We start from the raw sequence: 19674 nt of genomic DNA, 5'->3' as shown, positions 1-19674 counted from the left end.
TCTCAGAGAGTGATATAGCGGGTCGGGATCGCCGCATCTCCTTCGGAGAGCCTCCACGCCTGGTAGGGGAGCTCGTTACGCGAACGCACGTGGTGCGCCTGGGCTTTCTCCAATGCGTCGGGGCCCCACAACTCGGAGTGGATTTCACCGCCCGTGATGAGGGGGATCTGCAGGGGACGGGCGCCGATCTTCGCGAACTCCTCCTTGGCCGCTTCTTCGGAGTCGGTGACGACGAGGACTTCTTCGGCTGCGTAGCCGTCTTCGTCGAGGACACGGCCAGCGAACTTGCGTCCGCCGACGGTCGACTTCGATTCGGATTTCTTCGCGACGGGAATCTGGGCGCCGCTCGCATCCTCCCTTTGGACGAGCTTGTACACGAGGGCCGCAGTTGGCACCCCCGATCCGGTCACGAGTTTCGTTCCGACCCCATAGGAGTTGATCGGAGCGGCACCGAGGGCAGCGATCGCATACTCATCGAGGTCGTTGGTCACGGTGATCTTCGTACTCGTCGCCCCCAGGGCATCGAGCTGACCGCGGACCTTGAAGGCCGAAGCGACGAGGTCTCCTGAATCGAGGCGGACCGCGCCAAGTTCGCCCCCGGCTGCGCGCGCGGCTTCGACGGCGTTGATGACGCCCTGTTCAACGTCATAGGTGTCGACGAGCAGGGTCGTGTCCGGGCCGAGCAATGCGATCTGAGCGTCGAAGGCTTCGCGTTCGGAGTCGTGGAGCAAAGTGAAGGAGTGGGCGGCGGTGCCGATGGCGCGCAAGCCGTAGCGTTTCGAGGCTTCCAGATCGGAGGTTCCGGCGAAACCACCGATGATGGCGGCGCGGGCTGCGGATACAGCGGCGCGTTCATGACCGCGGCGCGCCCCCATGTCCATGCAGGGGCGTCCATGGGCGGCGATCGTCATGCGTGAGGCTGCTGATGCGATCGCGCAATCGTAGTTGAGGATCGACAAAAGCAGAGTCTCGAGCATTGTGCATTCGGCGAAGGTGCCGCGTACGGTCAGGAGCGGGGAGCCGGGGAAATAGCATTCGCCTTCTGCGTAGCCGAGCATATCTCCTGAGAAACGAAAATCTTTGAGATAGTCGAGAGCATCATCGGAGACGATTTTGTGTTCGTGGAGCCAATCGATTTGTTCGGGTTCGAATTCGAAGCGCTCGAGGGCTTCGAGGATACGACCAATGCCTGCGACGACACCGAAACGGCGGGTGGCGGGAAGACGGCGTCCGAAGACCTCGAAGGTGGATGTCCTCCAGGCGGTCCCGGCTTTGAGGGCGGCGTCGAACATGGTGAGTTCGTACATGTCGGTCAGCAATGATGTGGAAATTGAAGCTGGCATATGCTCACGGTATCGCGATCGGGCGCGCTTGAAGTAGCGAAACTTCAGCGATCGTGAGATTCCTTGCCTAGTCTGGAACGTATGTCGAGTGTGACGATGATCCCGAAGGAGGATACGAGGACGAGGACGATTCCCGTCCCGTCCGCCTCGTGGCACACCGTCGTCTGGGATGACCCGATCAACCTCATGGGCTATGTGACGAGCGTGTTTCAGCGCCACTTCGGGTATTCGAGTGAGAAGGCGACGCGCCTCATGTTGGAGGTTCATGAGCGGGGCCGCGCCGTGGTGTCCACGGGAATGCGTGAGCGCATGGAAGCTGATGTCGTTGCCATGCACGGCTATGGTCTGCGCGCAACATTGGAAGCGGAGAGATGATCGGGACAATACGGCGATGATTGGTCGTTTCAGATACGAGGACGGGGCGTATCGCGCGTGTATTGAGCCTCCATATTCGACCTTGATCGTTCGCCTCATGCGTGAGATCCTCGTCGTCCTTGATGAGCCTGCAGAGATGAATTCCTTCCTTTTGGCGGCAACGGATTTGGAGACGGGGCGAGAGGCCCCCGAAGAGCGCGCCTTGGAGTATTTACTTCCCGCGATGAGTCTGGATCCTGAGGATGCTTCGAGTTTGCGGGCTTTGACGGAGGATTTCCTTCGAGCGGAGAAGTCTGCACGCCTTCGCCAGGTCGCGGGAAGGATTGAACGCGCTGAGCGCAGTGAGTGCGCGGAGCTCGTGATCCCAGCCGATGAGGTGTGGGAGTGGCTTGCGGCGCTCAATGATGTTCGTCTCGGCTTGGCGGGGGAGTTGAAGCTCGAAACGGATGCGGATGTCGCAAGAATTGAGGAATTGGCTGGCCGCGCGCTTGATGGCAGCCGCGAGCAGGCGGCCTCGGTGTTCTACTCGATTCTCACCTGGTGGCAGGATTCACTGATTTCGGCGCTGAATTCTTCGGGGGTGCACGGCTAGGGTCGGGAAGCATGGAGAATGCGCCGATCGGTATTTTCGACTCCGGGCTCGGGGGTCTTACGGTGGCGCGCGCCGTCATGGATAAACTCCCGGATGAGCAGATCCTCTATCTGGGTGATACGGCTCATACGCCTTATGGTCCCAGGCCGATCGCGGAGGTGCGCCGCTACACCCTCGCCTGTTTGGATGAGTTGGCATCGCGCGGAGTGAAAGCCCTGGTCATCGCTTGCAATACTGCGACCGCGGCGGCTCTGTCGGATGCCCGCGAGAGGTATTGGATCGACGCACATATCCCGGTGATCGAGGTCATCACCCCTGCTGCGCGTCAGGCGGTCGCAACGACCCGCAACCACAGGATCGGCGTGATCGGCACTTTCGCGACGATCCAATCCGAGGCGTATAAGAACGCTCTTGGCGCAGTTCCCGGGCTGAGCGTCGTCCAGCAGGCCTGCCCGAGATTCGTTGAATTCGTTGAACGCGGAATCACCATGGGAGCCGAACTCGAAGCCGTGGCCCGCGAATACTTACAGCCCTTGAAAGAGGCGGAGGTTGACACCGTGATCCTCGGGTGCACGCATTATCCGCTGCTCACCGGTGTGATCGCTCGGATCATGGGGGAGAGGGTCTCCCTCGTCACCTCTTCTGAGGCGACCGCGAATGTCGCCTACAACGAATTGATTGACCGGGGCCTCCTGCACGCCCCCTGGGCCCGGGGTCAAGGGCCCGCCCACGAGTTCCTCACCACCGGGGAGTCGGATAACTTCCCGCGTTTGGCGCGCCGTTTCCTCGGTCCCGAGGTTGCTCGCGTTCAGGAGATCACCGTCGACGCGGGGGCGAGAGCCTGATGCGTCTGACGATCATTGGAGCGACGGGGTCGATGTCGGGCCCCGCATCCCCGGCATCCTGCTATCTCGTCCAATGCCCGGGGCTTGATCCTCTCACGGGTGAGATTCGGACCTGGTCGATCGTCCTGGAAATGGGGCCCGGTTCCTTCGGGGCCTTGTGGCGTCATATCGATCCGCGGATGATCGACGCCCTCGTCCTTTCGCATACTCATGCCGATCACATGGGCGACATCATCTCCTTGCAGGTGTTCCGCCGTTGGGGGCCGGGCTCTGATCTTGAGCCTCTGCCCCTGGCGGGCCCGGTCGGCACTTTGGAGAGGATTCGCCAGATCGATGGGACGCGCCTGCCCGACACCTACGAGGGCGAGTTCGACATCCGCACTGTTCGCGCGGGGCAGAGCTATCGCATCGGCCCAATGACGCTCACCCCCTTCCCAGGAATCCACACGGTCGAGTCTTTTGGGACGCGCATCGTGGGGCCTTCGGATTCTTCCCCTTCGAAGACCGTGTCGATGTTCTTCACCGGCGACACGGATGAGGCTCCGGCGATCCTCGAGGGGGCTCGGGGCGTGGATCTTTTACTCACGGAGGTCGGCTTCACCCGTGCGGATACGGTTCGTGGTATCCACATGGATGGTGTGCGCGCGGGCCGTTTGGCGGCGAGAGCCGAAGTCGCTCGCCTTGTCGCGACGCATATTCAACCGTGGACGGATCTGAAGGTCGTCGAATCCGAATTGCGTGAGCACTGGGCCGGTCCCCTCGATTTTGCGATGTCTCAGCGGGTTTTCACAGTCGGACAGTGAATTTTTCCCAGCCAGGAACGAGTGCGAACGGCTCTTCAGCCGGTGGCCTCGCGCCAATCCTCGTGGTGTTGGGCAACCCAGGAGAATAATGCGGTGAGGACCTGTCCGGTTGCGCTATTCTCCCGGTCCTCGCCCTTACGATGCCGTACGAGGATCCTTCTGAATCCGAATCCCGGGAGCCGGGTGACGCGCATGCCATCCAGGGGGATTCCTCGCACCGCCATCGAAGGCAGAATCGTGGAGCCGCATCCGGCCCTGACGAGAGCGTGGGCGGCCTCGTAGTTGATGTACTCGTAAGGCACCCAATGCGCCTGGGGGATCGAGGAGACGATCCTTTGCATCGCGTGATAGCCGATCGTCTGGGGCGCAAGCCTGAGCCACTCGACTTTCGCGAGATCGCGTTCGGTTTCCACGCGCGGGGCGTTCTCGGGGCTGAGGAGCACCCAGGGTTCGTCGATGAACGCGGTATCGGAAAAGCCCGTGGGCGGTGTGCCGGGCGCAGTGTCGCGTTCGAGCATGAGCAGGTCGATGCGGCCCGCTCTCAGGTCACCCATGCCATCGGCCTCGTCCGTCTCTTTGATTTGCACTTCAACGCCGGGCAGGGTCGTGGAAAGTTCAGCGGTGAGGGGCAGGAGCACGGAGCGGATCACCGTTTGGAATGCTCCGATCCCGAGGGTGCCGGTGACTGCGCCACTCATGGGGCGAAGATCGTGGGCGATTTCGCTCAGCTCGTTTTCGATCCTTTGTGCACCGGCGACGAGGATATGACCGGCGGGGGTGATGCGGGCGCCTTGAGGGGTGCGCTCCACGAGGGGCAGGCCGACTTCCTCTTCAAGTTTGCGGATCTGCTGGGAGACGGCCGAGGGGGTGAGGCCAAGGACATCGGCGGCGGCGACGACACCGCCGTGGCGGTGGACGGCGAGGAGGTGGGAGAGTCGGCGAGGATCGATGAGCACGGCGTTTCCTCAGTGAAGAAAAACTGAATCGTAATTGAAGAGTAATGCAATTGTGCTATAGGCGAGGGTGGTTCACACTGGAAGAGTCGCAGGCGGCGCACAGTGGGGAGCGCCGCGAACGCCTGCTGCGACACCCATGCACACTCAGGAGAATCCGATGTCGGCCACCATTCGTCGTCTCTTCGCCCGCCTTCACGCTTATCTCACAAGAGAACGCCGCCAGCCCAGCGACGCCGTGCAATTCTGCATGGACCGACCCATCTACGGGGCCCTCGTCGCCCGCTGAAAGCAAGGAGAGCCCCACAGGGGGAACAGAACCCCACGGGGAGCTCACTTGCCTTTCAGGGCCTCAATAATCGCCGGGAGCAGGGCGCGGAAGGCCTTGCCCCGGTGGCTGATCGCGTTCTTCTCCTCGGGACTGAGTTCAGCGCTCGTGCGCGAGTAGCCCTCGGGGACGAAGATCGGATCGTAGCCGAAACCGCCTTCGCCGCGGCGCTCTCTTATGAGGGTGCCCCGCACCTCGCCGCGTTCGACGAACTCACGCCCATCGGGAAGCACGAGAGCCGCAGCGGACACGAAAGCTGCGCCTCGATGCGCGCCAGGAACGTCCGCGAGCTGTGCGAGCAGCAGATCCAGGTTCGCCGCATCATCCCCATGAGCACCGCACCAGCGCGCCGAGAAGATCCCAGGCGCTCCGCCCATGATGTCAACGCAGATCCCCGAGTCGTCGGCGAGCGCGGGAAGGCCCGTGAATTCAACGAGGGCACGCGCTTTGATCAGCGAGTTCTCCTCGAAAGTGGCGCCATCCTCAAGGGGAGCGGGCGCATTGAAATCGGACATGCGCGCGATCGTTCCGGGCGCGTAGCCCTGCCACGCGGGGGCGAGAATCGCTTCGAGTTCGCTGATCTTGTGTGCATTCCCGGTCGCAAAAACGAGGCGCGGTTCCAGGCAGGACCGGGGCGACTCCTCGCTCATCAGAGGCTGACCTTCTCCCCTGCGGGCGCCTGGAGGCAACGCTTTTGAAGATCTGCGAGCTGGGCGTTGCCGATCGACGCGTAATCGAGGAGCTCAGCGAGCTCATCTCGGTTGAAGGGCGCATGTTCGGCCGTGCCCTGAACCTCGATGAAGTCGCCCGAACCGGTCTGGACGATGTTCATATCGGTCTGGGCCCGCACATCCTCCTCGTAAGGAAGGTCGAGCATGACGGCGCCCTCGACAATGCCGACGGAGATCGCGGAAACGGAATCAGTGAGGACCTTGAGTCCCGGCTTCGCCGTGATGATCCCCTTCTCGCTGCCCCAGCGCACGGCCTCGGCGAGGGCGACATAGGCGCCGGTCACGGAGGCGGTGCGGGTGCCTCCGTCTGCGCGCAACACATCACAGTCGAGGACGATCGTGTTCTCGCCGAGCGCGGACACGTCGATGATCGCTCGAAGGGAACGGCCGATGAGTCGGGAGATCTCCTGGGTGCGTCCCGAGACCTTGCCCTTGATGGATTCGCGCTGGGAGCGTTCGGAGGTGGCGCGCGGGAGCATCGCGTATTCGGCGGTCACCCAGCCTTCCCCGCTTCCCTTGCGCCAGCGCGGCACGCCCTCGGTGAGGGAGGCGACGCACAGGACGCGGGTGTTCCCGAACTCGACGAGGACGGAGCCCTCTCCGGTGCCGGACCATCCGCGAGTCAAGGAAATGGGGCGGAGCTGATCGAATTCGCGCCCATCGGCGCGCTGAACTGTGGAAGTCATGGCCACCAGAGTAGCCGAGGGGGATAGCGTGGACGCATGAGTCTCTTCTTGCCTCTCGCCCGTGGAAGCGTCGATCCGATGGTGGCCTCGCGCGAGGGTTTCGACGCTCGAAGGGCCCTGGAAGAAGGGGCCGGAGTGTTCGCCGCAACAGATCGGGGTGTGGTCCTCACCTGCGCCGATGGAGCCGACTCTTCTGCTTTGCGTCTTGTGCGTCTCGACTCGCGCCTCGCCCTCGAACTCATTGACGAGGGCGTGGGCGTGTATTTCCTGGGCCGATCGAGTGCGGGCGAAGTGGGGATTGGCCTCGGACTGTCGACTGTGGGCATCCACGAGCGGGTGGGAGAACTCGCATCGCTTATGAGCGGCGAGCCCGTTTACTGGAGGCACCTGCGCTCTGCGGGGCATTGTCTTGTGGGGGATGATCCGGCTTTCGCCCTGCCTTTGGTTTCCCTTGCCGCATGGCATGCGAGAGCAGGTTTTTGTGCGCGCTGCGGCCAGCCGGTCCGCTCGATTCAGGCGGGCTGGGCGAGCGAATGCTCGGGCTGCCACCACATTGAGTATCCGCGTCAGGACCCGGCAATCATCGTGCGTGTGGAAGACCGGGAAGGAAGGGTCCTCCTCGCGCACAACGCCGCGTGGCCCGAGGCCAGGCATTCCCTCATCGCGGGCTTTGTAGAGGGCGGGGAGACCCCCGAGAATGCTGTGATCCGCGAGGTCGAAGAAGAGGTCGGCTTGGAAGTCATGGCGCCCGAATATCGTGCGACCCAGCCTTGGCCCTTCCCGCGTTCACAGATGATGGGATTCGTCGCACAGCTCAGATCCGATGCTCCCCGCGAGCCCGAACCGGATGGCGTGGAGATCGATCAGGCTCGCTTCTACTCGCGCGAAGAGTTCGCTGCGGCGCTCCTATCGGGGCAGATCAGCGCCCCGGGGCCCGCATCAATCGCGCACGCGCTCCTCGTCGAATGGTTCGGCGGCCCCCTCCCGGCCTCGCCGATCGACGCCGGGCTGCGCTCATCGACCGGCGGGCTGCGCTCATCCACCGGCTGGTAGCGCCAGGATCGAAGATGAGGGCGGGTCATGGGATGATCCGATCATGACGATTCTTCAGCCCGATGCACTGCTCGACGCTCTCGACCCCGATCAGCGGGCAGTCGCGCGCCAGGTCACGGGCCCCCTCGCCGTCCTCGCGGGCGCAGGAACGGGGAAGACCCGCGCGATCACCTACCGCATCGCTTACGGGAGCGCGATCGGCGCCTACCCGCCCGATTCCGTGCTCGCCGTGACTTTCACGCGCCGCGCCGCCTATGAGATGCGCCATCGTCTCGCCCAACTCGGCGTCCCCCGCGCCCAGGCCCGCACCTTCCACTCGGCGGCCCTACGGCAGCTTCAACACTTCTGGCCGACGGTCATTGGCGGGCCCTTGCCGCAGATCGTGCCCCACAAGGCCTCTCTCGTCTCCTCGGCAGCTGCGCGCCTGGGGGTCGCCGCCGATAAGACCATGGTGCGTGACCTCGCCGCGGAAGTAGAGTGGGCGAAAGTCTCAATGGTCGATTCAGAGCATTATCTTGAGCGCGTGCGCTCCGGCCATGAGCCACCTACAGGCATGAGCGGCGATGACATGGCCCGACTCCTCGAGGTGTACGAGGACGCGAAAGCAGAGCGCGGCGTCATCGATTTCGAGGACGTCCTCGTCATGACCTGCGCAATGCTGCAGGAACGGGCGGATGTCGCGGCGAAGGTGCGTTCGCAGTACCGCCATTTCGTCGTTGACGAGTTCCAGGACGTGTCTCTCCTGCAGCGCCGACTCCTCGACCTGTGGCTGGGGGATCGCCATGACGTGTGCGTCGTCGGCGACGTTGCGCAGACGATCTACTCCTTCGCGGGCGCAGATCCTCGCCACCTCGTGGATTTCCCGAAGGCACATAAGGGCGCGAGGGTCCTTGAACTGACGCGCGACTATCGTTCCACCCCGCAAATCGTGTCGATCGCGAACCGCCTGATGGCGGGCGCGGGACCTTCATCCGGGGCGGTGCGTTTGAAGTCCCAGCGCCCCAGCGGGGCAGCCGTATCCTTCTCGACCTATGCGAGTGAACGCGCCGAGGCTGAGGGCGTGGCCGACAAGATCGAAGCACTCATCACAGCAGGAACACAGCCCCATTCGATCGCGGTCCTGTTCCGCACGAACGGCCAGTCTCAGATTTTCGAGGAAGTCCTCGCCTCCCGGCGCATCCCCCTCGCCCTGAGGGGGACTGTCCCCTTCTTCCAGCGCGAGGATGTGCGAAACGCCCTTCGCGTCTTATCGACTGCCGCCCGTTTTCCGGCCAGTGAGGATAGCGGGCTCGTCTCCCAGGTGAGTGCGCATTTGGAAGCTGTTGGGTGGAGCGACGAAGCCCCCAGCGGAGGGGCTGCGCAGGAGCGCTGGTCGAATCTGCGCGCAATCGTCTCCTGGGCCGAAGAATCGCAGGCCGAGGATCTTCTTGGCTTCATGGGCGAGCTTGAGGAGCGTGCCCAGTACCAGGTCGAACCCGATCAGCAGGGTGTGGAACTCGCAACCCTTCATGCGGCGAAGGGCTTGGAATGGGATGCGGTGTTCCTCGTGGGAGCCTCCGAGGGCTTGATCCCGATCTCCTATGCGAAGACCCCTGCAGCTCGGGAGGAAGAACGACGCCTCCTGTACGTCGGCATCACACGAGCACGGAACCTCCTCGACATTTCTTGGGCGAAGTCCAAAGGGCAGGACTCGCGCAGCGCGAACACCCGCACGAAACTACTCGAGGGCATATGGCCGAAGGAAAGTACTCGCCGATCCGCTCCCGCCCATGCCAGGGTGCCCGCGAAGGAGGCGGCCCGCCACTTCGAGGAGAACGCTTGTGCGGAAGCTCTCGCCCTCTTCGAGTCACTCAAGGCCTGGCGCAAGAAAGTCGCGGCCTTAGCGGGTCGTCCACCGTACGCGGTCTTCACGGATCAGACTCTTCGCGATATCGCACTGTCTCAGCCCGGCTCACGCGGGGAACTACTCGCAGTGAAGGGCATCGGTGAGGTCAAGGCGGAGATGTTCGGGGAAGCGGTTCTCGCCCTGGTCAGGGGCGAGGATGTTGAAGTCGGCCTCGACTAGGAGTTTGCGCCCGAGGAGGGCTTTCTTACAGATCCTTTCTTGCAGGTCCCAGGTCCCCGGCGGCACCGCATCCGCATTCTGGCCGGGGCCAGACGTAGTCGACGCTTTTCGAACCGTCGTTGAAGACTCGGACAATGGTGCCCGTGCGGGATTCATGAGGGTCGAGCCAGGAGATCTCGGGGAAGACTCTCGTAGCTCGCCCGTGCTGGTGCGTGATCGCTGCCAGGGCATCAAGCCCGAGAAGGGTTGCCACTTCGAGGGCATGGCGCGGCATTCTCGGCGAGCGTGAAGCCGCTGTGGGCATTGGCTCTTCAATTCGTGGAGCGCAGAGGAGATCGGCCGACCAGAAGGGGTCCTTCTCCTCGCGCTCAATCGACACGCAGCCCGCGCATGCGGAGTATCCCGGAAGGACCAGGGGCCCGACCTCGTAGCCCTCTTCGAGGCGGGTGAGCAGGAGATGAGGGATGTCCTCAATGAGGAGCGTGCGCATCTTTTCGGGCTCATGGCCGCGTTCGGCGTTCACGAGGACGCAATCAGGAATGGGGACTTTCTCAAGGAGTACTGGCGCGCCGATGCGCCCAAAGCGCCTGGCGAGTGCGCTGCTCAGGGGAGCTGCGAGCCATTCATCTCCGAGTTCTTCAGCCAGGGGTTTCGAGGTCGTCTGCCCAGCGATCTCAAGACAGATCTCAAAATGCGCGGCGCAGGCCTCCACGATGCGCAGTGCGAGAACACTGGGCTGTACGAGGCGAATCCCGAGGCGGGGGAGCGGGGCTGCGAGCAGTCCGGCGGCGAGCAGACGCGTTCGCACCCGGCCGGGCAGGAAGGGAAGTCCGTGGCCGCGGCCTTCACTTCTTCGCCCCAGCTCATCAAGTCCGAGGGCGTCGAGCTCCTCGAGTCCTGTGAATCCGAGGCTGCGGCCCGGGTCTGTGCCGATCTGACGGGCGCCGGGGCCTCGTCGAAGAACCGTGGGGGTGGTGCTCAGCCTCATGCGTGCCTCCTCATACGCCGAGCCCCTTCGGCTCGAGTTGATGTCTTCTCCTCGACGAGTATCGGCGGTGAAGAGGGCGCGTGGCGGCTATCCACAGCTTGAGCACAGCCGGATCAGATCACCCGGCCACGATCCGCGCTCCCAGGCTGCTCGGCGCAGATCCTGCAGCATTCTCCTTTCAAGGAACCCCTTCTGTCGGGGCATCTCTCTTAGTGCTCCTGGGGCGTGTCATCGCTTTGGGCAGAATCAGCGTCATCTTCTATACCCTCTTGTTGAGCCTCGTCCTCTGTGGGCTGGGCACAAGGATCTTCGAGGGAAGCCAAGCCCGCTTTCGCCAGAGTCTCTGCTTCCGGATCCACCTCAGGGGTGAGGCCCTCAGCCCAGCCCATTGTGCCGGCCAGGAGCGCATCGAGGGCGGCGTCGATATCAGCATCCTGCTCCAAGGCGGCCCTGCGGATCGTGAGGAAAGTGTCGGGAGAATCGAGTTCTGCAGCGCTCGGCACCATATCCGGGTGCGACCAGAGAGCATCGCGAGCTTCGGTTCCCTGTTCGGCCTCGACGAGGGTGAAAATCTTCGCAGCATCGCGGGCGCGGCGCGGACGCATCTTCAAACCGATGAGGGTACCGAGGACCTGCTCGGCGGGCCCGCCTGAGGCGCGGTGCCGACGCATCATTTCGCGGAGTTGATCCGCGTGCGGCAGATAGGGCGCGATCGCCTGGGCGGTGACGACCTCGACCCACCCCTCGATCAGCGCGAGGATCGTTTCGAGGCGCTCAAGGGCACGCTTCTGCTCGGCGGAGATGCTCAACTCGAAGACGCCGCCAGAGAGGGCCTGGTCGATGGATGAAGGATCGGAGAGGTCGACAAGACTCGCCGCATCCGTGATCGCGGTCATGTCGACCTCGATGTTCGCCGAGTAGCGCTCGACCGCGCGGATCAGGTCGCCCTCGAGCCAGGGGACGGAGGCGAAGAGGCGCCGATGCGCGCATTCACGGACGGCAACGAACTGGAGGACCTCATCGAAGGGAATGTCGAGCCCATCGCCGAAAGCCTCGATATTCGACACGACGAGCCCCGTTGTCGGCCCCTTCGCGAGGGGAATGCCCACATCCGTCGACCCCAGGGCTTCGGAGGCGAGGGCGGTCAGTGCGCGCCCAATCTGAGCGGCGAACATCATGGCTGAAAGCTTGGGCATCATGGAGCGCGTCTGGTCGATCATCTGCGCGAATCCGGACGGCAGATCCTCCTCGCCGATGGCTTCGGAGGGGAACTGCGAGCCGAGGGCTTCGCCGAGGGCGCGCGAAACATTCGCGGCGACCGGTTCGCAGATGCGTTTCCACGTGTCGAGGGTCGCGTCGACCCATTCACTTCGCGTCCACACCTTGCGTTCAACACTCCCGGGAGTGAAATCACTCGTCGTGTCGAGCCACAGGTCAGCGACCGTCATTGCGGTGCGCGCCCGATCCGCTTGCGCGGCGCTTGGGGCCGGATCTCCCTTGGTGTAGATCTGCTGGTGCGCAGAATCAGTGACGAGCCTCCAATTGACGGGGCCTGTCGTTGAGTCCATGAGGAATTGGAACTGGTTGGCAGCGGCCTTCATCGCCGCCGGATCGGAAAAGCCTTCCGGCAGTTGTGACAGGTCGAAGCCTTGAGCGCGCATCGCGCGGCTCGCCTCTTCGGCTGCTTCGTCTCCGAGGAGTTTGCGCAGGAAGTCATCGAAGGGGCTGGGGCCGGGGGTCTCGTCCTCGTTCATGCTTCCACGCTACTCGCTCAATGCGCATGCGGGCTGGATGATTCGTGGATGTGCGCTCTGAGCAAAAGTTCATTGCGCGGATTCGAGTGTTGCGCGCGAGAATGGGCCAGTGAGTGAACAGCCGTCGCCCCTGACACCCTCGACCCGGGAGCCTTCAACCTGGCTTTCTCGCTGGGACACTGCCAAGCCCTTGCAGATCCGGGTCCGGACTCTCCTTTCATGGGTGGTTGCGCTCGTGCTCGGCGCCGTCTTGTTCATTGTTCCCATGCCTTATGTCGTTGAGTCTCCGGGGCCGACTTTCGATGTGGGCGGCTCGTACAGGGGAAAGGAAATGCTCTCCGTTTCCGGTGTTGACCCTTCAAACGGCGGAGCACTCCACGTCGATGCCGCCCATGAGAAGGGCGATGGCAATGGGGAACTGAGGATGGTGACCGTCTCTGAGCAGGGCGGCCCCGGTAGGCGTTTGAACCTCGTGCAGCTCATCAATGCGAGTTTGTCCGAGACTTCGCAGCTCACTCCTTATTCCACGGCCTATCCGGATGGGGTGACGATGGATCAGGTCGATGCCGCACAGTCGTGGATGATGAAGTCTTCCCAGTCCAGTGCCGATGTTGCTGCTTTGGAAGCGCTCGGGTGGACGGTGCCCGCGACTACGACGATCCGCGGAGCCGCCGAGGGCAGCGACGCTGCCGAAAAAGTGCGCGATGGTGATGTTCTCCTGTCCATTACCGACGAGGCCGGGGTTGTTCATCCTGCGGATAGTGCCTCAATGGTGTTCCGCCTGGTGAAGCAGACTCCCGCCGGATCCGTTCTCGTTTTGCGCGTCATGCGCGATGGTGAACAAGTCGAGCTCGAAGTCGAGACGATCCCGGATGAGTCTCATCCTCAGGGCTCTCGCCTCGGCATCTATTTGGATGTGGCGCCCCGATTCCCCCTGGATGTTCAGGTGAATCTCGAATCGGTGGGCGGTCCCTCTGCGGGGCTCGTCTTCTCACTCGCGATTATCGACAAGCTCACGCCCGGGGATTTGACCGGGGGCCATGTCATCGCGGCGACGGGAACGATGTCCTATGACGGCGAGGTCGGGCCGATCGGCGGGATCGTCCAGAAGATGCACGGCGCGAAGCGCGATGGCGGCGAGTGGTTTCTCGCGCCCGCTCTAAACTGCGATGAGGTCGTGGGGAATGTCCCCGAAGGTTTGAGCGTCGTCGCCGTCACCACCTTGGGTGAGGCGCGCGAGGCCGTTGAGGCAATCGCAGCTGGTCAGACCGGAAAGCTTACGAGCTGCGAGAGCGTCGCGGGCGCTTCTTGAGCACTCGCCCGGGAATACTCGCTCCCGCGCTCACTCGCTCCTGGGCTCGTCGGGAGTGCCCTCCGTCTCGACAGTTCCTTCAGTATCGAGGGAGAGCAGCAAGGCCTCCACGAGGTTCGGCAAAAGATTCGAGCCTTGCCCGACTTTGTCATCCGAATCGAAGGTTTTCGTGCGCAGCGCACACCAGGACTCGCCGCTGCGCAGCGCTCCGACGGCGAGGCGCACATCCGTCCTCGACGGGTGATTCGAAATGAACTTCAGCGCCTCCTCCGGATCTTCGGGGGCCTGCTCTTCGACCTCGGGCGGCACAACGAGGCGTTCCACCGTCAAAGCCGCGCCCTGGACCTGGGGCGGCCAAGCGAGGCGGGCGAGCATCTCCTCAAGTTCGTCCTCGGCGAGGTCCTCTTGCACGATCGCGGACAGGTGCTCCTCGGAACCATCCCACCCCTTGCGCACTTGCGCGGCGATGTCGGCGGGAAGGCCGGGCTGATCCAAGAGGGTGCGCGTCGCAACGAGGGCGTACAGGGAGGGCGCGTGGTCCCAGCCGAGCCGAGCCGCCGTCTTCTCAATATCAACCACCACATTCGCGAGGGCGATCTGGCGCGAGCTCGGCAGTGAGGAATCGCATGAGGAGTCGAGCGGGGAATCGGAGGAGTTCTCAATCGTCATGGGCCAATCGTCTCACGACGGGCGCTGGGCCAAGCGATCGGTAGGATGGCTTCATCATCGTCGACGCTGAGGAGCGACCTCGTGAGTGAATTCTCGATGCCCCGATTCGAGCCGGAAGAGCCGAGGCGATTCGAACCGCCGAAACCTCCGCGCCCACCTCGCTTCCCAAGGCGCCCTTCCGGGGGCGGCGAAGGACAGGGGAAGACCGGGCATCGAGGTTTTGGACCCGGTTCCATCACCATCGCGATCCTCATTGCGATCGGCCTTGTCGTCTATGCAGCCTCAAGCATTTGGACTGAGATTCTCTGGTTCCGGCAGATGCAGTCGACTCGCGTCCTGCTGACTCAGTGGTTCGCGCATGCGGGACTCTTCCTCATCGGCTTGATGCTCGTCGCCGCCATGCTCATCCTCACTGTGAAGTACGCGTATAAGCACCGCGCCGCCTCGACTCGGGGAGAAGCCTCCGCGAGCCTACGTGAATACCAGCGGGCCTTCGAACCGGTGCGTCGAGTGGGCTTTTGGGGTGCGGCCCTCTTCTTCGGCTTCACGAATGGTGCGAATCTGGCAACGGAGTGGCAGACGGTGCTCCAGTTCGTGAACCGCACCTCCTTCGGCAAGACGGACCCGCAGTTCGGTCTCGACATTTCCTTCTTCGTCTTCACCTTGCCGCTTCTGCAGCTGCTCGTCTCTTTCCTCCTCAAGATCACGGTCCTGTGTCTGATCGCCTCCCTGGTTGTCTCGTACCTGTACGGCACGATCCGCATGACGCCGCGTCCTCACGCGTCGAAGCCCGCGCGCCTTCAGGCGGGCCTCCTCACGGCTTTCGCCTCCCTGCTCATTGGCGCGAGGTATTGGCTGGGCCGATACGCGCTCCTCACGCAGCGCGGTTCTTCAATTGACGGCGCCCTCTACTCCGACATCAAGGCGACTCTTCCTGCGCATTCGATCCTCGCCGTCATCTCGGTCCTCGTCGCGGTCCTTTTCGTCGTTGCGGCCTTCAAGGGAACATGGCGCCTGCCCGTCATCGGTGTTTCCGTCACGATCGTGTCCGCCCTCGTCATTGGTGGAATGTACCCGGCGCTCATCCAGCAGTTCCGCGTCACCCCGAATGAGCGGGCGCTTGAATCGGAGTACATCCAGCACAATATCGACGCGACCCTGGAGGCGTACGGGCTCGCGGATTTGGAGTACACGAACTACGATGCAGCGACCACGGCTCAGCCGGGCCAGTTGCGCGAGGATTCAGAGTCGACCTCGCAGATCCGACTCCTCGACCCGCAGGTCATCACGAGGACTGTTCAGCAGCTCCAGCAGTCGCGTCCCTACTACGGTTTCGATTCTGGGATGAAGGTCGACCGTTACACGATCGGCGATGAGCGGCGCGACACAGTGATCGCGGTCCGTGAGATCAACCTCGCCGGATTGTCGGCCGAACAGCGGACCTGGGTGAATATGCACACGGTGTACACCCATGGTTATGGCGTTGTCGCCGCTTATGGCAACACGCTGACCCGTGACGGCTTGCCCTCGTATTGGGAGCAGTCGGTCCCCTCAATCGGGGAGATGGGCGATTATGAGGAACGTGTCTACTTCTCGCCGGATGCTCCCACCTATTCGATTGTGGGTGCGCCCGAGGGCAGTGAGCCGCAAGAACTCGACTACCCGGATGACAATGCGAACGGTGGCCAGGTTGCGACGACCTTCACCGGCGATGGCGGTCCGAGTGTGGGCAATATGTGGAACAAGCTCCTGTATTCGATCAAGTTCGGCTCGACGGATATCTTCTTCTCTTCGCAAACGAACTCGGCCTCGCAGATCCTCTACAACCGTGATCCGCTGGACCGTGTCGCGAAGCTCGCGCCGTTCCTCACTCTTGAGCAGGAGGCCTACCCGGCGGTTGTGGATATGGATGATGATCCTGCGACGCCGAAGCGTCTTGTGTGGATTGTCGATGCCTATACGACGACGGATAACTACCCGTATTCGCAGCATGAGTCGCTCTCGGAGACGACTGTTGATTCACAATCTTCCGAGGTCGGGGAGTATGTGCGCAGCGAGTCCGTCAACTACATCCGTAACTCGGTGAAGGCCGTTGTCGACGCCTACGACGGTTCGGTCCACCTCTTCCAGTGGGATCAGGAGGACCCGATCCTTCAAACGTGGATGAAGATCTACCCCGAGCGGGTTGAACCGTTGAGCCAGATTTCCGGTGATCTCATGAGCCACATGCGTTACCCGGAGGATCTGTTCAAGGTTCAGCGCGAGCTTCTTACCAGCTACCACGTGAAGAATGCGTCTGACTTCTACGCCGGTGGCGACCGTTGGCGACTCGCGGAAGAGACTTCCACCGTGGTGACACCCTCTCCTGAGCTTAAGGGGACGGGAGCGCCCGCTTCTGCGCAGCCCCCGTACTACTTGACGATGCAGATGCCGACCCAGGAGACGGCGGAGTTCTCTTTGACCTCGGTGTTTGTGCCGGGCGGCGAGTCGAAGAGGGAAGCCATGGCGGGCTTCTTGGCGGTCGATTCGGAGACGGGCAATGAGGCCGGCAAGATCCGTGAGGGTTATGGAAAGCTCCGCCTTTTGGCCCTGCCGTCTTCGACTACGGTTCCTGGGCCTGGCCAGGTTCAGAACGCTTACGATTCGAATGAGACGATCGCTCGGCAGTTGAACCTGTTGAATCAGGCGGATTCGCAGGTCATTCGAGGCAATCTTTTGACCTTGCCCGTCGGTGGTGGTCTTCTTTACGTTCAGCCCGTTTACGTTCAGGGCACGGGGTCTGCTTCCTACCCGGTGTTGCGTTCTGTCCTGACGGCTTTCGGCAATCAGGTCGGTTTCGCTCCGACTCTGGAAGAGTCTTTGGATCAGACTTTCGGTGGCGATTCGCAGGCGACTGTGGCGGGGACCGATGCCGCTTCCGGCGCTGAAGGTGCCAACGGGGGCGAGGGCGGCGAGGGCGGGGCCGCTGCCCCGTTGAGTGCACAAGAAAAGCTCAGCCAGGCGTTGGCGAATGCTTCCGCAGCGATGCAGGCCGGGAAGAGTGCTCTAGCGAGTGGTGACTGGGCCGCTTATGGGGAGTCCCAGAAGGCGCTCGATGCGGCGCTGGAGGCGGCGCTCGCCGCTGAGGAAGAACTCTCCGGAGGTGCGTCTTCTTCTCCGGCAGGAAGTGGGACTTCTGGTGCGGGTTCTCACGCAGGAAACGGAGCTTCCGGTTCAGGAAGTGGGACTCCTGGAACGGCAGCGCCTGCGTCCTGAGGTTCGGCGGCGGAGCGGCAATGCTGCTTCCTGAAGTCTGCGGACTGTGAGCCTGCAGAGAGAGGGAGCCTGCTTTCCGGAGACCCTGCCTGAAAGGTGAAGCTCGGCCCCGCATCGACATCGTTTCGGTGCGGGGCCGTTCCTTCCCTTTCCCTTTCCTTCCTATTCCCACTTCGCGGGCAGAATCTGAGGCCTCACCATGACCAAGGTCACCGCTGTCAGTTTGAAGCTGACGAAGCGGAGGGCTACAGTAGTAGTCACCGACGCGGGGTGGAGCAGTTCGGTAGCTCGCCGGGCTCATAACCCGGAGGTCGCAGGTTCAAATCCTGTCCCCGCTACTGAAGAACCCGGTATCTCACTGAGAAATCAATGAGACGCCGGGTTTTACTTTGCCTCGACGCTGCTGCGCACTCCTGGTATAGGACAAAAGGGGGGTTACCGGCAGGAAAGTGTGGCATCGCTCGGGCGTGTCGTGGGGGTTATGTGGGTTACCGGCAGGAAAGTGTGGCATCGCTCGGGCGTGTCGTGGGGGTTATGTGCGTCCGGCCCAGCCTTTTCGGGTGTGGAAGCCGGTGTCGGGGCTGTAGGCGTTGTCGTAGTGTGTGGGCCCGTCTGGCCGGGGTTTACCGGCAGGAAAGTGTGGCATCGCTCGGGCGTGTCGTGGGGGTTATGTGCGTCCGGCCCAGCCTTTTCGGGTGTGGAAGCCGGTGTCGGGGCTGTAGGCGTTGTCGTAGTGTGTGGGCCCGTCTGGCCGGGGTTGTTGTTTGTGTGTTGTGGGGATGATCGTGTGGGGTTGCCTGGCGTGTTTGTCCCATTCGGCGAGCACTGTGGCGGCGTTGATGGGGTGTTGGTGGTGGGCGAGGAACCAGTGAATTGCGGTGATTTGGCGAGTCGTGTTCCAGCCTGCATGGGCGCGCAGTAGGGCGCGGATTTGAGCGTTGAGGGATTCGATGGGGTTGGTGGTGGATGCGAGGTTTGGTCGGCCAGGGTCGGTGAGGAATGTGAAGAGCTGTTTGTTCTTGAGGAGGCGTTCGAGCCGGTAGTACACGCGCCTGTCGCGTTCGTGGGTGTACCACCATTTCTTGCCTGTGGCTGCTGCCTTTTCGGGGTCTTGGGACGCGTAGGTGCGTTCTTTGAGGTAGTGGGCGTATTCGGTGTGGAAGGCGGCGAGCAGGCTCGCCCAGTGTGCGGCTTCATCCATGGTGGTGACGCGCAAGAGGGAATGGGACAGGCCTTTGAGGGCTTTCCCGGCGGGCGTGTGGGGGTTGTGGGTCAGGTCCACGGTGTTGTTGCGGTGGACATGCACGAGGCAGCGTTGGACCGGTTGGTCTGGTCCCCACAGGGTGCGGATCGCTGCCAGGGCGCCGCCTGCCCCGTCGGTAGTGATGATGCCCGGTGGGGGAAGTGGGCTGAGGAGCTGGGTGTAGGCCGTAGCGTTTTCTCGTCCGGCGGTAACCCAGTTCAACGGTGTGCGCCCGTCGGTGGCGATGAGGATGACCCAGGAGTGGGAAAGGAAGATCCCGTCAATGAACACCTGGTCATGAATGACGCCGTCCATGACTGGGAGGGGTGGTGGGACTTGCCAACACCACGAGGTGCGCTGGCGGAAGGATCGGCCGGTGAGTGTGCCGTCGCGTTCGGCTTGGCTGGTCTTGCCGGTCGCGTAGTTGATGAATGCTTCCAGGTCGTGGCGGCGAGTTACGTCAGGGCGCTTGAGAACTGTCGAGAATGAGCAGTTCCGGCAACGCCACCGGGGCGTACGAGAAGACGTTTTCCCGTTCGCGTTCATCGGCGCTCGGCAGATCGGGCACTTGGGGCGCTTGTCAACACTCACCCGCTCATATAGGCCCCACCCCTATGGGGAACGCGACTTTACGCGGTCAGATCAACGAAAAGTCCGGGTCGATGCCACACTTCCTTGC

General features: G+C 62.8%; 17 protein-coding genes and 1 tRNA gene. 10 read left to right on the top strand and 8 right to left on the bottom strand.

What is annotated here, in order from left to right:
• Window positions 1-2: 2 nt before the first annotated feature.
• The gene (locus FFA61_RS06275; protein WP_005964766.1) at window positions 3-1343 is read right to left on the bottom strand and encodes a nicotinate phosphoribosyltransferase; all 1341 of its coding nucleotides are present in this window, start codon (window positions 1341-1343) and stop codon (window positions 3-5) included.
• A 96-nt stretch (window positions 1344-1439) separates the two neighbouring features.
• Here FFA61_RS06275 and clpS point away from each other — a divergent pair, with 96 nt between their 5' ends.
• Genes clpS through FFA61_RS06255 form a run of 4 tightly spaced genes read left to right on the top strand, consistent with a single transcriptional unit; the run spans window position 1440 to window position 3958 of the window.
• The gene (gene clpS / locus FFA61_RS06270) at window positions 1440-1718 is read left to right on the top strand and encodes an ATP-dependent Clp protease adapter ClpS (RefSeq protein WP_207382577.1); all 279 of its coding nucleotides are present in this window, start codon (window positions 1440-1442) and stop codon (window positions 1716-1718) included.
• A 16-nt stretch (window positions 1719-1734) separates the two neighbouring features.
• Entirely contained in the window at window positions 1735-2310 is a 576-nt protein-coding gene (locus FFA61_RS06265) for a DUF2017 family protein (RefSeq protein ID WP_005964762.1), read from the top strand.
• Window positions 2311-2321: 11 nt separating this feature from the next.
• Entirely contained in the window at window positions 2322-3155 is an 834-nt protein-coding gene (gene murI, locus FFA61_RS06260; protein ID WP_005964760.1) for a glutamate racemase, read from the top strand.
• Window positions 3155-3958 (top strand): MBL fold metallo-hydrolase, encoded by an 804-nt coding sequence (locus FFA61_RS06255; RefSeq protein WP_005964758.1) that lies wholly within the window; start codon window positions 3155-3157, stop codon window positions 3956-3958. Before murI ends, FFA61_RS06255 begins: the two co-directional genes overlap by 1 nt.
• A gap of 35 nt (window positions 3959-3993) precedes the next feature.
• On the opposite strand, the gene FFA61_RS06250 is transcribed toward FFA61_RS06255, so the two are convergent.
• Window positions 3994-4914 carry a LysR family transcriptional regulator gene (locus FFA61_RS06250; RefSeq protein WP_005964756.1) on the bottom strand — a complete coding sequence of 307 codons (921 nt, stop codon included), beginning with the start codon at window positions 4912-4914 and terminating at the stop codon, window positions 3994-3996.
• Window positions 4915-5071: 157 nt separating this feature from the next.
• On the opposite strand from FFA61_RS06250, the gene FFA61_RS06245 reads away from it, so the two are divergent.
• Window positions 5072-5200, top strand: a complete 129-nt coding sequence (locus FFA61_RS06245; RefSeq protein ID WP_131247355.1) for a histidine kinase — start codon at window positions 5072-5074, stop codon at window positions 5198-5200.
• 44 nt (window positions 5201-5244) lie between these two features.
• On the opposite strand, the gene rdgB is transcribed toward FFA61_RS06245, so the two are convergent.
• Both rdgB and rph read right to left on the bottom strand, forming a co-directional pair.
• Window positions 5245-5889, bottom strand: a complete 645-nt coding sequence (rdgB, locus tag FFA61_RS06240; RefSeq protein ID WP_005964752.1) for an RdgB/HAM1 family non-canonical purine NTP pyrophosphatase — start codon at window positions 5887-5889, stop codon at window positions 5245-5247.
• Window positions 5889-6656: a ribonuclease PH gene (rph, locus tag FFA61_RS06235; RefSeq protein WP_005964749.1), complete on the bottom strand. Its 768-nt coding sequence runs from the start codon at window positions 6654-6656 to the stop codon at window positions 5889-5891. Before rph ends, rdgB begins: the two co-directional genes overlap by 1 nt.
• 36 nt (window positions 6657-6692) lie before the next feature.
• On the opposite strand from rph, the gene nudC reads away from it, so the two are divergent.
• On the top strand, window positions 6693-7709 hold the full coding sequence (nudC, locus tag FFA61_RS06230) for an NAD(+) diphosphatase (RefSeq protein ID WP_005964747.1): 1017 nt from the start codon (window positions 6693-6695) through the stop codon (window positions 7707-7709).
• A 43-nt stretch (window positions 7710-7752) separates the two neighbouring features.
• The gene (locus FFA61_RS06225; RefSeq protein WP_005964744.1) at window positions 7753-9774 is read left to right on the top strand and encodes an ATP-dependent DNA helicase UvrD2; all 2022 of its coding nucleotides are present in this window, start codon (window positions 7753-7755) and stop codon (window positions 9772-9774) included.
• Window positions 9775-9799: 25 nt separating this feature from the next.
• On the opposite strand, the gene FFA61_RS06220 is transcribed toward FFA61_RS06225, so the two are convergent.
• Both FFA61_RS06220 and FFA61_RS06215 read right to left on the bottom strand, forming a co-directional pair.
• Entirely contained in the window at window positions 9800-10762 is a 963-nt protein-coding gene (locus FFA61_RS06220; RefSeq protein ID WP_005964741.1) for a hypothetical protein, read from the bottom strand.
• A 209-nt stretch (window positions 10763-10971) separates the two neighbouring features.
• Window positions 10972-12516 carry a zinc-dependent metalloprotease gene (locus FFA61_RS06215; RefSeq protein WP_005964739.1) on the bottom strand — a complete coding sequence of 515 codons (1545 nt, stop codon included), beginning with the start codon at window positions 12514-12516 and terminating at the stop codon, window positions 10972-10974.
• Window positions 12517-12625: 109 nt separating this feature from the next.
• Here FFA61_RS06215 and FFA61_RS06210 point away from each other — a divergent pair, with 109 nt between their 5' ends.
• Window positions 12626-13828, top strand: coding sequence for a YlbL family protein (locus FFA61_RS06210; RefSeq protein WP_131247353.1), 1203 nt, complete (start codon window positions 12626-12628; stop codon window positions 13826-13828).
• Window positions 13829-13858: 30 nt separating this feature from the next.
• On the opposite strand, the gene FFA61_RS06205 is transcribed toward FFA61_RS06210, so the two are convergent.
• Complete coding sequence (locus tag FFA61_RS06205; RefSeq protein WP_005964734.1) at window positions 13859-14497, bottom strand: PPA1309 family protein; 639 nt, start codon at window positions 14495-14497, stop codon at window positions 13859-13861.
• A 96-nt stretch (window positions 14498-14593) separates the two neighbouring features.
• Here FFA61_RS06205 and FFA61_RS06200 point away from each other — a divergent pair, with 96 nt between their 5' ends.
• Together FFA61_RS06200 and FFA61_RS06195 are read left to right on the top strand one after the other, a co-directional pair.
• Entirely contained in the window at window positions 14594-17752 is a 3159-nt protein-coding gene (locus FFA61_RS06200) for a UPF0182 family membrane protein (RefSeq protein WP_131247409.1), read from the top strand.
• A gap of 264 nt (window positions 17753-18016) precedes the next feature.
• A tRNA-Met gene (locus tag FFA61_RS06195) sits at window positions 18017-18090 on the top strand.
• A 329-nt stretch (window positions 18091-18419) separates the two neighbouring features.
• Here the strand turns inward: FFA61_RS06195 and FFA61_RS06190 are convergent.
• On the bottom strand, window positions 18420-19586 hold the full coding sequence (locus tag FFA61_RS06190) for an IS1249 family transposase (protein WP_131247423.1): 1167 nt from the start codon (window positions 19584-19586) through the stop codon (window positions 18420-18422).
• Window positions 19587-19674 lie beyond the last annotated feature (88 nt).

The organism is Schaalia cardiffensis F0333 (assembly GCF_005886435.1).
In the GTDB taxonomy this organism is placed as follows: Bacteria; Actinomycetota; Actinomycetes; order Actinomycetales; family Actinomycetaceae; genus Pauljensenia; species Pauljensenia cardiffensis.
Note: the sequence above shows the minus strand (reverse complement) of the source record. Positions and strands in the feature narration are given on the sequence as shown.